The organism is Mucilaginibacter metallidurans, from assembly GCF_003286435.2.
Classification (GTDB): Bacteria; Bacteroidota; Bacteroidia; order Sphingobacteriales; family Sphingobacteriaceae; genus Mucilaginibacter; species Mucilaginibacter gossypii.
On sequence record NZ_CP043449.1, the window covers coordinates 5,590,697 to 5,605,577 of the forward strand.

Annotated in this window: 10 protein-coding genes; 1 reads left to right on the forward strand and 9 read right to left on the reverse strand. The window is 43.2% G+C overall.

Annotated elements, in window-relative coordinates; genetic code table 11:
• Window positions 1-25: 25 nt before the first annotated feature.
• Window positions 26-1,945: a glucosamine-6-phosphate deaminase gene (nagB, locus tag DIU38_RS23740; protein WP_112657351.1), complete on the reverse strand. Its 1,920-nt coding sequence runs from the start codon at window positions 1,943-1,945 to the stop codon at window positions 26-28.
• A 442-nt stretch (window positions 1,946-2,387) separates the two neighbouring features.
• On the opposite strand from nagB, the gene DIU38_RS23745 reads away from it, so the two are divergent.
• Entirely contained in the window at window positions 2,388-3,581 is a 1,194-nt protein-coding gene (locus DIU38_RS23745) for an anhydro-N-acetylmuramic acid kinase (protein ID WP_243770677.1), read from the forward strand.
• Between the two features lie 82 nt (window positions 3,582-3,663).
• On the opposite strand, the gene DIU38_RS23750 is transcribed toward DIU38_RS23745, so the two are convergent.
• The 8 genes from DIU38_RS23750 to DIU38_RS23785 form a co-directional block, all read right to left on the reverse strand.
• On the reverse strand, window positions 3,664-4,566 hold the full coding sequence (locus DIU38_RS23750; protein WP_112657349.1) for a glycosyltransferase family protein: 903 nt from the start codon (window positions 4,564-4,566) through the stop codon (window positions 3,664-3,666).
• A 121-nt stretch (window positions 4,567-4,687) separates the two neighbouring features.
• Complete coding sequence (locus tag DIU38_RS23755) at window positions 4,688-6,640, reverse strand: OmpA family protein (protein WP_112657347.1); 1,953 nt, start codon at window positions 6,638-6,640, stop codon at window positions 4,688-4,690.
• A 1-nt stretch (window position 6,641) separates the two neighbouring features.
• Window positions 6,642-7,640, reverse strand: a complete 999-nt coding sequence (locus DIU38_RS23760; protein ID WP_112657345.1) for a PorP/SprF family type IX secretion system membrane protein — start codon at window positions 7,638-7,640, stop codon at window positions 6,642-6,644.
• A complete protein-coding gene (locus DIU38_RS23765; RefSeq protein ID WP_112657343.1) occupies window positions 7,637-9,670 on the reverse strand; it encodes a gliding motility-associated C-terminal domain-containing protein in 2,034 nt (677 codons plus the stop codon). The genes DIU38_RS23760 and DIU38_RS23765 overlap by 4 nt, the downstream gene beginning before the upstream one ends.
• 532 nt (window positions 9,671-10,202) lie before the next feature.
• Window positions 10,203-11,687 (reverse strand): oligosaccharide flippase family protein, encoded by a 1,485-nt coding sequence (locus DIU38_RS23770; RefSeq protein WP_112657341.1) that lies wholly within the window; start codon window positions 11,685-11,687, stop codon window positions 10,203-10,205.
• Window positions 11,684-12,820 carry a glycosyltransferase gene (locus tag DIU38_RS23775; protein ID WP_112657339.1) on the reverse strand — a complete coding sequence of 379 codons (1,137 nt, stop codon included), beginning with the start codon at window positions 12,818-12,820 and terminating at the stop codon, window positions 11,684-11,686. The genes DIU38_RS23770 and DIU38_RS23775 overlap by 4 nt, the downstream gene beginning before the upstream one ends.
• 1 nt (window position 12,821) lies before the next feature.
• Window positions 12,822-13,586 carry a class I SAM-dependent methyltransferase gene (locus tag DIU38_RS23780; protein WP_112657337.1) on the reverse strand — a complete coding sequence of 255 codons (765 nt, stop codon included), beginning with the start codon at window positions 13,584-13,586 and terminating at the stop codon, window positions 12,822-12,824.
• Window positions 13,587-13,866: 280 nt separating this feature from the next.
• Entirely contained in the window at window positions 13,867-14,874 is a 1,008-nt protein-coding gene (locus DIU38_RS23785; protein WP_112657335.1) for a LamG-like jellyroll fold domain-containing protein, read from the reverse strand.
• Window positions 14,875-14,881 lie beyond the last annotated feature (7 nt).

The window sequence follows — 14,881 nt, forward strand, 5'->3', positions numbered from 1 at the left end:
TTGCAATAGGGTTCAATCCAAATCCTTAAAACATATATCGTTTAAACGCCTCCATAGCCTCATATTCAGCAAGGCCAAGGCGGTCGTAGCGCTGGGCAGTATCGCGGGTACGGTCTTCTGCTCTTACCCAAAACTCCCTTGCATCATCGCCCGGAAACACAGGCCTGTCCTTTTGCGACTGGTGTTTGAAGATCGCATTTCGCTTGCGGATCACTTCCTGTGGCGACAATGGTACTGCCATCTCTATCTCATGTGTTTCAAACTCATGCCATGCACCACGGTACATCCACAGCCAGCAGTCTTCTACCCAGGCTTCTTTACCTTTTAACCTGTCCAGTGCAGCTAAGATGATCTTGAAGCATACCAGGTGAGTACCGTTGGGATCGGCAAAGTCACCGGCAGCGAAGATCTGCTGTGGTTTTACTTTCTGGAGCAAGTCGATGGTTAATTGAATATCTTCCTCACCTACCGAGTTCTTCTTCGTTTTACCGGTTTCGTAAAACGGCAGTGCCATGAAGTGAATATGGTCATCCTCTAAACCGGCATACCTCGCCCCGGAAATAGCTTCCGTTTTCCTGATAAACCCTTTTACATTCCGGATCTCCTGGGTATCGATCTCGTTTGGTTGTTTGGTTGGGAAGAAGGCACGCATATCTTCATATGATTTTTGAAGATGCGTTGTGTCCTCGCCAATGCTTTTTGTAAAGTCGATAGCAAATTCCATGTATCTCAACACGTCATCATCCCATACTGCAGTATTGCCTGAAGTTTGGTAAGCTACGTGCACATCATGTCCCTGGTCTACCAAACGGATAAAGGTACCGCCCATCGAGATCACGTCATCATCAGGGTGTGGTGAAAAAATGATACTTCTCTTTTTAGCAGGCAGTGCCCTTTCCGGCCTTTGCGAATCATCCGCATCCGGTTTACCACCCGGCCAGCCGGTGATGGTATGCTGAATTTGGTTAAAAATATCAATGTTGATATTGTATACCGGGCCCTGCTCTACTGCAAGTTGCGCCATACCGTGGTTATTGTAATCTTCTTCGGTTAGTTTCAGTACAGGTTTGTTAACCTCATTAGCAAGCCAGATCACCGCTTTCTTTTTCAACTGGTTATCCCACACACAATCTTTTACCAGCCACGGGGTATCAAACCTGGTCAGTTCTGATGCAGCATCTGCATCCAGTACAAACTCTACATGTTGTGATAGTTGCAGGTAGGTTGCAGGTACTTCGCCCGAGATCTCCCCTTCTACCGCTTTCTTGATGATCGGCGCTTTCTTCTTGTTCCAGGCCATCAGGATGATTTCCCTGGCTTTGAAGATGGTACCGATCCCCATGGTAATGGCTTTGGTTGGCACATTCGCCTTACCACCAAAATCCCTTGAAGCATCACTCCTGGTCAGGTCGTCAAGCGTTACCATCCTGGTTCCTGAGTTTGGTGCAGAACCCGGCTCGTTGAAGCCGATGTGACCTGTACGACCGATACCCAGGATCTGAAGGTCTAAGCCGCCAAGTTCTTCTATCTGCTTTTCGTAAGCCAGGCAGTAGCCTGCTACGGCTTCTTTATCCAGTGTACCATCCGGGATGTGCACATTGGCTTTATCTATATCAATATGGCTGAACAGGTTTTCGTACATGAAAGTCACGTAGCTTTGCGCTGCTGTGGGTTTCATCGGGTAGTACTCATCCAGGTTGAAAGTGATCACATTCTTAAAGCTCAAGCCTGCTTCTTTGTACTGCCTTACCAGTTCGGCATATACCCCTATCGGGGTTACACCGGTGGCAAGCCCTAATACCGCTTTTTCGCCTTTAGCTTGTTTTGCGCGGATCAGATCTGCTATTCGGTTCGCTACCGCTACCGAGGCTTCCTGCTGGTTGTTGTATACGCTTACCGGTAACTTCTCGTAACGTGTCTCTTCCAATAAATTTAATCGTGCCATGAATCTTAGGAAATGAAAATGAGGTTAGTTGTTGTAAACAAATATATCAGATATTTACATAGTGCCGTTATTATTTTAACTTTTGCGGTAGTGTTAAGCCATTTAAATGGGGTTAACACAGGTTAACACATTTCAAATCTTTAAAATGCAAAATATTAACAATCAACAGTTTAAATACAGTCACGGGTTACACTAAACTGATATTTTCGAGCAATTAACACATCCAAACGTTTGCCCCTGTTATTGACAAAATCAGGTGCTAATGACACCTGCCCCGTTTAACCGGCATCAGGCCATAAGACAAGTATCATTAAATACTAATAGTTTGCCGACATCATCATCTTATTTCGTTAGCTATTTTAACAACAAGTCATCGTCACCAAAATATTAAATGCATTGCCCCAACTTTTGCGGGTTGCCGTACAAATAGTAATTTAAGCCCATGATAGCATTGAACCATAACCTGCAGCACCTGTTTAGCATCGCTCAAAAACCATCAAAAATGGGTGTCGGCCTAATGTCTGGCACCTCATTGGATGGGCTTGACATTGCCCTGTGCAAATTTACCGGTAATGGTTTAAGCACTCATTTTGAGCTGGTACAATTTATCACAATCCCCTATCCGGATGACTTTAAGCTACAAGTTCAGCAGGTATTTGCCCGACGTAATGCAGATCTGGAAAAGGTAACTTTACTTAACGCTTATATCGGCAGCTACCACGCCGAACTGATATTGCAGGCACTTGCTCAATGGAAAGTCGACCCGCAAGAGGTTGATTTTATAGCCAGTCACGGTCAAACTATTTACCATGCCCCCCAGCGTTTACATCAGCATAAAAACTACCCTAACGCCACACTGCAAATTGGCGACGGCGATCATATCGCCGTAAAAACCGGCATACTAACCATCAGCGATTTCAGGCAAAAGCATATTGCTGCCGGAGGAGAAGGCGCTCCGCTGGCTTTATATGGTGATGTATTATTGGGCAATAAAACCGGCCAAAACCGGGTGCTGTTAAACATAGGAGGCATTGCTAATTTAACCTGGCTTCCTGGCGAGGGTGATTTTAACCGCGTGCTCTGCACAGATATTGGCCCCGGCAATACACTCATTGATGCTGCCTGCCGAAAATATTTTAATAAGCCTTTTGATGAGGATTCAGCCATAGCTTACAGCGGGCAGGTAAATGATGATCTATTAACGGCGCTCCTCTCCCAGCCGTTTTTTGATGAAAAAGCCCCTAAAACCACCGGACCAGAACTGTTCAACCTTGCCATGATTGCTGAAGCACAGCAACGGTCAGGTACCGGGCAAATTAGTGGTGAAGACCTTATTTGTACCCTAAGCGCCTTCACCGCGGCATCCATAGCCGGTTTTGTTAAGGAAAATATCACAGGGGATCATGTTAAAATTTTTACCAGCGGCGGCGGGGCACGAAATCCATTTGTTATTGCGGAATTAAAAAAACTATTGCCCCAAGCGGCAATAGAGGATAGCAGTTTACTGGGGATCAACCCCGATGCTAAGGAAGCTATATTATTTGCATTATTAGGTAATGAAGCCTTATGCGGTGAGCCGATCAGGATTGGTGTTAACCCGGCAGTATTGATGGGGAAATTCTGTTTCCCGGTTTAAGCTGGGAGTTCAAATTAATTATTTCCACGCAGAGCGGCATCACATACGTCTATACACTTGCGCTGTAAACGCCTTAAATAGCTTATCGCCCCATCTGCTGCTTCATGAACCTTCTGATCCGCTGCAGCAAGGTGCCCTTTCTGTTTGCCAGGAAATTTTTGATAGCTTTATAAGCCTCTTCATTCTCCTCTATGGTGTCGGGAAATTGCGTTACCTGTTTGCGTCCCATTTGCACATGGTACATATCCTCTTTATTGGAGTGTACGCCAGTACCATCATGACCTATATTTTGAATAAGCGACTGCGACGGGTTCAATGTCAACCCGTTCTTCAAAAAAATAGAGGCATACCAGCGAATGGCCCATGAATTATTTTTACCGGCCTTAAACTGCTCTATCTGCTTCCAGAAATTCATTTTGCCTTCTATCGAAAAGCGGGCTATTTTCAGCGTATCAAACTGAGCAATCAGCTTATCAACATCGGGTTCAAAGTTTTTCCAGGCGCGGGCCCAGGTTGCCCAGCCCCAGCTGGTGGCTGCACGATAAAAGAATGTTTCGGGCAGTTTTTTGTCATGCAGATTGTACATATAGGCCCCGATATGCATTACCTGTTCCTGGTTTGCATATTTTGTTAATGCGTCATTAAAATACTGCAAGGTATATGGCGAAGATAACAGATCGTCTTCAAAAACAATCACTTTGCCATATTCATACACCAACTGTGTTACCCCGCTGATGATGGATTCGGCCAGACCGAGATTATGATTACGCAAAATAATTTTTACCGATTTAAAACCGCTTACATCTTTTACCAGTTGCCTCACCTGTTCAACCTTTGGCTTATCGGCATCGGTTTTGGCTGCATCGCAAAAAATGTACAGGCGCGACTCATCGGCCAGCAAATTTTGCTGCAAATAACTGATGGTACGGCGGGTATGGTCGGGCCGGTTATAAACAAAAAGAGCTATCGGGGCAAGATTTTGCATGGTATAATTTCAGCAGATCAGGTATTGCAATTTAAACGCCTTGCATTAAGCGGGGCATTTAATTTGCAAGGCAAAATTATACCATAACCTTCCGATTGCAAACAAATAAAACAATTTGTTTTTATTCTACCGATTTTACAGTAAATGTGGTGCGCCGGTTAAGTTGCCTGCCCTCGGGGTTATCTTTGCCATTTGGTAATTTGTTTGGGGCGATGGGCATTCTTTTGCCATAGCCGCGGGCTGTAATACGTGCAGACTTAATGCCTTGCAGTAAAAGGTAATCAACACAAGCCTCGGCCCGGGCCTGCGACAACTTCATGTTCGCCGCGTCGGTACCTATCCCATCGGTATGCGAGCCAAGCTCGATCTTAATTTTAGGGTTATCGTTCATGATGGCAACCAGTTTATCCAGCGTATCAAATGATTCGGACCGGAGATGGGCGTTACCAAAATCAAAATAAATATTCTCAATAGTTATCTGAACATTGATCTTATAATTCTGCAGGCAAATTTCGGGGTTAATGAGCGTGTCGATACCCGGCTTTACTATCGGTGCAGGAATAACTTTGGTAAAGTACCCCTTTTGCGAAATCTCCAGCTTATACCTGGGCAGTTTTTCCTTTACCTGGAAAACATAATCGCCTTTGGCATCGGTTACCTTAACGGCCAAACCCATTTTCACGTCCGGATCTTTAAGGATTACCCTTGCCCCTGCCATACCACCGTTAGTGTGGCAATCAATTACACGGCCACTGATATATAAAAACTTATACTGCCCGGTAAACAGGCTTAAGCAGCAGTCAGAGCCGCGTGCCGAACTCAGGTAAAATTTATTTGGATTGGTTGGATCAAGGCTATAGTACAAGTCGTCTTTAGATGAGTTAACCGGGTAACCTAAATTAACCGGGGCCGACCAATGACCAAAATCTCCTTCGCTGCGGTAAACATCAAAACCGCCCATACCGGTAAAACCATTCGAGCTAAAAAATAACACTTTATCCGCCTGGTCATAATATGGCGACTGTTCATCATATGCTGTGTTTACTGCATCGCCCAGGTTACTTACAGTTTTCGGTTGCCCGGCATCATCAAGGTTACTTTCCCAAATATCGTCGCCGCCTTCACCGCCGGGCCTGTCTGATGAGAAAAACAATCGCCGGCCATCAGCGCTAACAAAAGGGTGTTTGGAATTATAGCCTTCGGCATTAACAGTATTATTCAGCCTTACCGGCTGCTGCCATACACTGCTTACCAGTTGACTAAAATAAATGGCAGATACTGTTTTCCCGTTCTTTTTATACCAGCGGGTAAGGTACATCCTGGTGCCGGTACCATCAAGCGCAGATGTAGCGTATTCAATTTGCCCTTCTTTATCAAACGCGTTAAAGTTTGTGGCAAGCGCTTTAGTTGAATCAAGGATGGCCGAACTGTAAACCCTGTTGGTATAAAACTTATCCTTATCAACCAGGCGCGATGAAGTAAACCAATACCTGCCCAGGTTAACGGTAAGGGCGTAGTCTCCCTGGTCTTTATTTAAAAACACCAACGCTGATACATCAACGGCGCGTGGGTGTTCCAATTGCTTCAAGGCATATTCGCACGAGATTATTTCTTTTTTAGCGAGAGCGGCATACTGCGGATCGGGAGCGTTCCCTGCAAAATGCTTTAACTGGACCAATGCTTCATTATACTTCCCGTTTGCCTGCAGGCAGATGCCGTACCAAAGCGGTATTAACGGATATTGGGCAGCTGGTGCTTCCTTAGCCAATTGGGCATACCATATGGTAGCATCAGTATAGTCTTTATACAGACGATATGATTCGGCCAGGCGATAAATGATGTATTGATTAGTCTCAGCCTTTTTTGAACTGATTTTTTTTACTGCTGATGAACGCTGCACACTGCCTTTTGGTTCATCGGTTGTACCATCGGCAATATGCTTGTAATAATACGCGGCAGTATAGTACTCATGCCTGTTAAAGGCAGTGTCGGCCAGTGCCCTGTAGTTTTTCGCCTGTCCAAATGAAACCAACGGAAAAAACAATAGTAAGAAATAGGGTAATAGTTTTTTCATATTATATCCTTGGGCAAATTGGGGCCGGGGAATCAGTGTAGCGACTAAATATATAGCTTATTGATAGTTCAAAACCGCCGCGGCCTGATGTAACCGCGCGAAGCCCTGAAGTATTAAAATCATAACTGGCACCAATCACCATCCTGTGTATATGGTAACCAACGTTGGCAATTGCAGCATCCTGTACCCGGACCATACCACCGAGTACCAGGCCGTTATCATCGGCAAACTTAAGTTCAGAATATAATCCGAAGGCTTTGATCTCGCCTTTGCCTTGTTTAACGTAAACTGCGTTTGGGATCAGGTCAAAAAAATCAGACGCTTTTATACGGACACCGCCATGTGCAGTAAATCGCATAGGCAATTTGCTGGCTATACCGCCAGCGGCAAAAGGATCTGTTACATCATTGATATGGTTAATGCTAAGCCCGCCAAACAAATTGGCTTTATTCATCGGGTCGGCATTGTAATAATAAATACCGGCGCCTGCATCAAATGCCGTTTTTGACGAATAGCCAAAGTTTTCGAAATTAGGCAAGGTAGGGTCGAAGCCGCTGTTCGGATCGTACTGGTTATCAGACTGGAGCTTACCCGGATCAAAATTACGGCTGATAACTCCCGCCTGCAAGCCGAAATGCAGCCGCTGATTACCATCGCCTGACAGGGTTATGCCATAACCAAATGAACCATAAGCTGTAAAGTAATTATACCCGGCAGTGCCTGCTTTTTGATCAAGTATATTAAGGCCTAAGCCCACTTTATCGGTTGGTTTAAAATCGGCAGATACCCCTGCTGTGCGGTAGCCATTGCTGATGTTTGCCCACTGGTCCCTGTAGTTGGCAGATAAGCGTGTGTCGCCGTCAAAAACGCCCGTAAGCGCCGGGTTAAGCCAAAGCGGGTAAGCGTAGTATTGTGAAAAATGCGGATCAACCTGCGCCTTCACCTTTTCTGCAACTGCAAACTGCAGCGCTATCGTAATAATGAGTAGTAGTTTCTTCATCTTAATAGCGTAATTGTTCCTTTTTTATTCAATTGCGCCCCGTTATTCATTGTAGCTTTTAAATAGTATACATATACCCCTACAGGCATCAATGAGCCTTTATAATAACCATCCCATCCTTTGTTAACATCAGTTGATGTAAAAACCAATTGTCCCCATTGATCATACACATAAAAAGAAAGTGTTTTTATATTTTTTCCATGTGCATAAATAATGTCGTTATTTCCGTCGCCATTGGGGGTAAAGTTGTTGGCTACATATATTACATTGTTATTATCGATGGTGGCGGCAGTAACCGCGGCCGATGCCCCGCTAAGCGTACATGACGATGCTCCCAAAGCCTTCACTGTAATGGTAACAGACTCGTTTAGGCCAAGGCCGCCCACTTTATGCGTTAAACCGTTACTGCCCGAACTTGGCGCAGTATAGGTTAAACCATTGTTGGTACTTACCAGGTAACTGGTAGCGCCGCTTACCGCGCTCCACTCAAAAGCTACGCTCGATGACGTAACTTCGCCAACCGTTACCAGGGGCGCATCAAGCGGTTTGGTCATCTGTACCTGCACTGTGACTCTTCCGCTGCTGTTACACCCAGTGCTGTTGGTTGCTTCCAGGTAATAATTTTTTGCCGATGTTAAGTTAGCCGTAACATAGGTATTGCCCTGGGCAAGCAGGTTTCCACCCGTCGGTGCATCGTACCAGGAAATGACTGCTCCGCCTGATGCTGAAGCGGTTAATGTAGCGCTGGTGCCCGGGCAAACAGATGTTCCCGAACTGCTTATTGTAACCACCGGCAACGGAATGATAGCTACGCTAACCGTTCCCCGGGCCGAGGAACCGCACCCTGCAGCGTTGACAGCCTGTACATAATAGGTTGTTGCCGCTGTTACGTTGCTGATTGTATAACTGGTCCCTGTATGTAAAATGTTAGCTTCGGTGGCGCTGCCGTACCAGTTATAAACAACACTACTTTGCGCGTTTTGTATGGTAATTGTCGTTGTGGAGCCGGAGCAAACGCTAATAGTGCTTTGCGTAAATTGCGGTACCGCCGGTAATGGCGAAACAGTTACCTGTATTGTTGTTAAAGGACTGCTGCAGGTGCTATTAGATGCCTCAACATAATAACTTTTGCCTGCGTTTAAAACAGGAGTAGTGTATGACGTACCTGTAGCAAGCACCGTGGTTTTAGCCGACGAATCATACCAATTGTATGTAAATCCGGCCTGCGGCGAGGCAACCGTCAATGTAGCCGGGGTTCCCTGGCAAATGGTTATCGTTGACGCTGCAGGCGACGGAGGAGGTGGTGGTGTTGAAACCTTAATGAGCACCACATTACTAAGCGCCGGAGTTGTACATGCCCCTGAAGAAACCATACGGCGATAATAAGTATCATTGTTTAGCACCGGCGGGTCATAGTTTTTTGATACAGCACCCGAAATATCATTAAATGTTGCGTTATCTGTGGATGATTGCCATTGATATGAAAAAGTTCCATCGCCCCCTCCGGGCACACTACCCGTAATAGCCGCCGGATTGCCTGTTGAACAAAATTGGGTAACAGCTGGCGCTACTATTGTATTGTTATTGACTGCTGCTATCGGCCTTACGGTAACATCATAATAAGAATCATAATCCACTACGCCGGCGGTAGAGATCCTGCGGCGCAGGCTGTATACAATACTTGAAGCAGATGTATTTGTTAACGAAGATGTGATATAATCTTTTTGAGTATTTGCCGACGGTGCATTTACCCAGTTTCCGTTGTTATTTATTTGCCATAGATAACTGTCGGGCACAGGGTTTTTTATATCGCCGTTAAGTACAGCCGCAGCAGCGGAGCAAATGGTAATTGCCTGCAGGGGGGCGACCCTAATATGGTATGGAGTAAACCTTGGTTCAACAGACCGCGGCTCCACGTTAACAGGCAATGGGGTTTCAAATGCCCGGCCAAACCCAGCGAACGGGAGAAAAGACAGGCAAAACATTGCCCATAATACTATTTTATATAGAGGTGCAGGTTTAGGGCGCATAGTTTAAATTAACGGATAATGATAATAATTATCTTTCATATTACTAAATTTTCAAAATATTTTAATCATTAACGAAACGATTTCAAAGCCAATCCGCGTTGAGTTAGCCCAATCAGTTATGTTAATTAATTATTTTTGTTAATTCAGGTTTATCAATAACGTTATATTACAACGGTATCCTAAGCTCTTCTACGGTACAATTAATTATAATGTTCACATTATCAAAAAATTTCAAACTATGCTTTACTGCAATTGAAGCTATTACAAATTTTTACCTTTTAAAGGAGAGGGCAAAGCCGTACCGGTTGAGTGCATGATGTGAAAACCATGAGTTATCGATAATTCAATTTACATGAAGTACATTCAATAAGGGACTGATGAATGACAACCTGCGCCGGTAGCGGTTTTATTTAATTAACCATAAAGGGTAAATTCAGCCCGGCTAATAACATAAACGGCAATAATATTGTGAGCGGATGGCAATAAAACTTTATAAAGGCCTGGAATACTATAGCAATTAATACAACTTAACTCATACCTTTTTCAGGATGCGATCAAATACTATATTAATATCTTCTGAAATTTTTAAAATATATGCCAAAAACACATAAACTACGCCCACGATAACCGATCTGTAAATCATGTCTGCGAATACATTCTTTAACGACGGAAGATAAAGCCCGATAAGCAGGCAAACCGTAAAAATCAGTAATATATAAACATGCGCCATTGCAAGAGGCTGAAGGTTAAACTTAATTTTAACAAACAACCAATAAGCAAAGTTTAGTACAAACATGGTGATCAGGTATGATAAGGCGGCTCCCATCATGCCTAACATAGGTATCAGAACCAAATTTGACAGTACACAAAACACCACCCCCGAAACAATAAAAACAGTGGTGAGCTTGTAATACTTAGATACATTCATGATATAGCCATTTAACCCTCCCGTCATATCAACCAGAAAGGCCACGCCCACTATAATAAATACATTGAAATAATTGGCGTACTCAGGTTTATGTAACAACATTATAATAAACGACCTGTTAATAACCAAGCCTATGAAAAGCAGGCAGCCGATAAGCATTTGCACTACTGATGTTTTGTAATAAATTTTACCAATCTTGGCCAGATCATTGGTAACCCATGACTGGGCTATGATCTGCAGTGAGGTGCGGCTCAATGCCTTTGCCGGTAAACTTATCACTACCGCAATGGCGAAAAACGTACCGTAAATACCTACATAACTAAATGACTCTTTGGTAAGCATGCTCAGCATCAGGGTATCAAGGTTCTGGATCATTACAAAGGAGCTGCCACTTAATACCGTAAAAATGCCATAACTAAAAAACGTTTTTCTTTCGTTCAGCAGCTGAGCACCAACAGTCGAAAACTTAAAGTGCCGGCCTTTTCTAATATAAGCAAGCAACACCAATACAGCTACCAGGTTAGCTGCTATATATATCATCAAAAAAACATGGTAATCAACCAGCTTAATGGCTATGAGCAAAACGCCCGCAGTTGTGAACAAACGTAATCCTACTTCGCGTAAAAAGGAAGAAAGCACATTTTTAAATACCGTAAGCGCCAGGTTTTCCAGAACAGAAAATACCAGCGTAAAAAATGACAAAGGAATAAGGTAATAGAAATACCTGATCAGTAGCGGAGCTCCATTCTTATTCTTGTAGTAACTAATAATAAAATCCTTAAAAACTACAAAAAGCACCGTGAAGATCGCAAAACCTATCAGGCTCCAAACAGTAACAAAAGATGCGAAACCGCCATGTTTTTTATCGTCGCTGCGATAGTAAGGGAAATATTTAAGAATGATATTACCAATACCTAATCCCGCAAGTTGTGCATACAGCAGCGATATGGTCCCCATTAAAATAAAAAAACCGATCTCTTCTGTGGTAAGGATACGCTGAAAAAGAATGATAAGATTAAAGAAGCCTAAAGCAACTCCCGCATACAATATGAGGCTGTTAAAAAATCCCTGCTTTTGTAAAAGATTCATTTAATTTTATTATTGCTTATACTGCTTTGGATAATATGATCAAGCAAAGCGATGCGCATGTGAATATCATAGTTTTTGACAATATGATCATGAGCAGCTAATCCCATTTTCGCGGCTAATTCCACGTCGCCCGCAATACGCCTCATTTTAGCTGCCATATCATCGATGTCGTGTTCAGCAACCAGAAAACCTGTTACGCTGTCAATAACAGCCTCTTTTATACCGGCGTGAGCTGTGCTTACGATGGCCAAACCTGCAGAAGCTGCTTCAAGAATGGTATTGGGAGTTCCCTCCATATCACCGTCGGCGGCCGTTACCGAATGCTGTACAAAGCAACGTACTTTTTGCATAAGTGCTCGGATCTCAGCAGACGTCATTACACCGGTCAACGTTACACTATCTGTAAGGCCAAGTTCTGATATTAGCTGCTTTGTATTATCAAAAAGAGGCCCGTCGCCTACCATCCATAAATGAGCTTCCGGAAAACCCAAATGTACCTGCTTAAAGGCCCGGATGACCGATTGAGGTGATTTTTTTTCAACAAACCGGCCAACCGACAAAAAATAAGGACCGGAATTTATTATATCCATCAGTGGAAACTTAGCTCCGTCAACGCCATAAGGATTGAGATGTATTTTTGATGCCGGGGCACCCATTTCTTTTAAAGCCTTAACCATATCGTTTGATACCGCAACAATTGCAGAAGCATAATCAAAGGCAACACGATAAAGTGGCAAATATTTTGCTATAGTGGGCTTATGATGCGCATCTGCACCATGAAAATGAATAATCAGTGGTACACCGGCCATTTTACAAGCCGATGCAATCGCCGCACCTACCATACCATATTCGGCAAGTACAACATCGATCTTATTTTCCTTTAGATAAGCAGAAAGAGCTCTTATGCGAACTCCTATCTCCTTTTTTTTTAAAATCCTTTTTTGAACGAGATAAGCTAACAGCGAGAACTTTGAGCGGATAAGAAATTTCCCTTCATGGTCATAAAGCGGAAAGTCGCCACCATAGAGTACTTTTTTGTTCCCCTTCAACCTATCGATATGAGCTTGTATAAAGGTTTCAGAAAAGGTGGATTTATTTGGCTTAACTATACACAAGTTGAACGTATCCTTCATATCAACCAAGTTTTCTCTTCACGTAAAACCTACGAAATACGCTGCTAAACTTATTAATGGCTTTGTTTATAATACGCTTTGCACGTTGTGAAGATGTAACGGGCTTGGGATAAAAGAAAGCAGCCTCAAAGTCGTCATTTTTTTCCAGTACAATGTGGGCATAATCACCTACATTCCAAACACTTTTGGATTCATACAGTATTACTTCTGCACCTATATCGGCAGCCAGTTTGCCAACGGTTTCAAAAGATATATGCTCATCAACCGGCTGCATCGTTTCCGGCTTGTTTACCAATGACCATTTAAGGTTATGCGGTGTGGGCACGGTTAAAACTATCCGCCCCTTATTACTTAATATTTTTGCAAGGGCCGCGTGTACCTCCGGCCTGTCAACAACTGCAATATGCTCATAAACGTCCATAAAGATGATCAAATCAAATTGCTCATCAAACGTATCTTTAGTAAGTATACTTTCCCTAAAATCCAGTTTATTATCTGCAAAAAGCTTTTGGGCAACCTGTATAGATAAGGTGCTGATATCAATACCTGTTATAACCGCATCCGGCCAATATTTATGCATCCGTGAACAGATATTGCCCATGCCACAGCCTACTTCCAATATCCTTTTTGGTTTCGTTGTAAATCGTTTTATGGTTTCCCAGCCAAGCTCTATGCGGGGATTAACTACGATGTAGTCGTTAAGCTTATTTTTAACGTGCTCGTCGTAGTATGACACTACATTTTCGCGGTTGGGATTTTCGGTCATTACAGATACAGAGTAAATATGCTTTGCTTTGCAGGCGCAAAGTTAATAAATAATATTAAAGGGGGCTTTTGGAGCAGCGATGACATAGATAGCCCTATTGCATTGTGCCGGTGTTTATCTGTTATTACCTTTCACATATAGCTAATTTACCAGTTTTAAATAACAAATAAGCCCAGACTGGAACAACCTGAAGAGTTGCAATACGCGGTTGTATTAAAAAAATAAGAGGACTGGAATATCATTAACCGGTCCTCCTATTTTTTAATTATCCGTGTAGCTCTTAATATTTCTTTGATATAAATAATTTATGAATTTCATAGGCACTCAAGGCCCTGTGATAAATCCTTACTTCATCCATAGCACCACGTACAAGGTACCCGTCCGATGAAACACCTGGGTTATCACGCCCAATATACAGGTCGGCATCTATGTTCATGTTAGGCACCGGCATATTGTTTGTTATGGTATCAAGTGTGCCGTCAACATAGATGCTCAGCTGATGTTTGGACAAATCGTAAACATTGGTAACTAAGTGCCATTGATTCAGACTAATTACCTGCGTCCCCCGGGCTGCGGCACTGCCACCGCCTGTGCCGTAAGTTACAATACCCAATGTTGAAAACCCATAGCCCGTGATACCCCAGGCCCATCCGTTTTCAATGCCTGAATAATGCTTAGTTAATAGATTGACACCGTACGAGTAATTGTACTGATCTAACTTAACCCATGTACTTAATGTGATGCTTGTATTGCTTAAACGTAAGGCCTGGTTATCTTTTACAACAATATAGCTGCTCGATCCATTGAAATAGAAAGCACTGTTTGCGTTTCCGAACCTATCGGTTGTTGATGATATGTCATTGGCTTTACCGTTATTTTTATAGGGCGAAAAATCGTTAAGGTTATTATTGAAAGGGTAATACGCCAACAGGCCTATACTTAAGCTGTCCTTAACAGTTACCAGGCAGGTGGCTGTTTTTGTTTTGGCAGAATCAGTAACCCAAATCTTTGAGGTGCCTTCATTCTTAACGGTGATTTTTCCTGTTTTAGACACAGAAACAATCGAAGTATCAGAAGATTGCCATAAAAACTTTGAGGTATCAAACGAAACGGGATCTACCTTCAAATCCATTTGCAACACGTTACCTATGTAAGCGGTTAAAGTATCAGTTATTGTTATTCCCTGAAGCTTTACAGGCTGAGGAGTGGGATTGTTTTGCTCTTTATGACAAGATGAGTAAATGACAATAGCGATTAAAGCCAATAAAAGCGGTATTCTTTTTTTCATGTAATAA

What these genes read in the sequence shown, in the direction of transcription:
- DIU38_RS23780 (WP_112657337.1), bottom strand. Translation starts at nt 13,586, where the DNA reads ATGACCGAAAATCCCAACCGCGAAAATGTAGTGTCATACTACGACGAG.
- nagB (WP_112657351.1), bottom strand. Translation starts at nt 1,945, where the DNA reads ATGGCACGATTAAATTTATTGGAAGAGACACGTTACGAGAAGTTACCG.
- DIU38_RS23770 (WP_112657341.1), bottom strand. Translation starts at nt 11,687, where the DNA reads ATGAATCTTTTACAAAAGCAGGGATTTTTTAACAGCCTCATATTGTAT.
- DIU38_RS23785 (WP_112657335.1), bottom strand. Translation starts at nt 14,874, where the DNA reads ATGAAAAAAAGAATACCGCTTTTATTGGCTTTAATCGCTATTGTCATT.
- DIU38_RS23755 (WP_112657347.1), bottom strand. Translation starts at nt 6,640, where the DNA reads ATGAAAAAACTATTACCCTATTTCTTACTATTGTTTTTTCCGTTGGTT.
- DIU38_RS23765 (WP_112657343.1), bottom strand. Translation starts at nt 9,670, where the DNA reads ATGCGCCCTAAACCTGCACCTCTATATAAAATAGTATTATGGGCAATG.
- DIU38_RS23750 (WP_112657349.1), bottom strand. Translation starts at nt 4,566, where the DNA reads ATGCAAAATCTTGCCCCGATAGCTCTTTTTGTTTATAACCGGCCCGAC.
- DIU38_RS23745 (WP_243770677.1), top strand. Translation starts at nt 2,388, where the DNA reads ATGATAGCATTGAACCATAACCTGCAGCACCTGTTTAGCATCGCTCAA.
- DIU38_RS23775 (WP_112657339.1), bottom strand. Translation starts at nt 12,820, where the DNA reads ATGAAGGATACGTTCAACTTGTGTATAGTTAAGCCAAATAAATCCACC.
- DIU38_RS23760 (WP_112657345.1), bottom strand. Translation starts at nt 7,640, where the DNA reads ATGAAGAAACTACTACTCATTATTACGATAGCGCTGCAGTTTGCAGTT.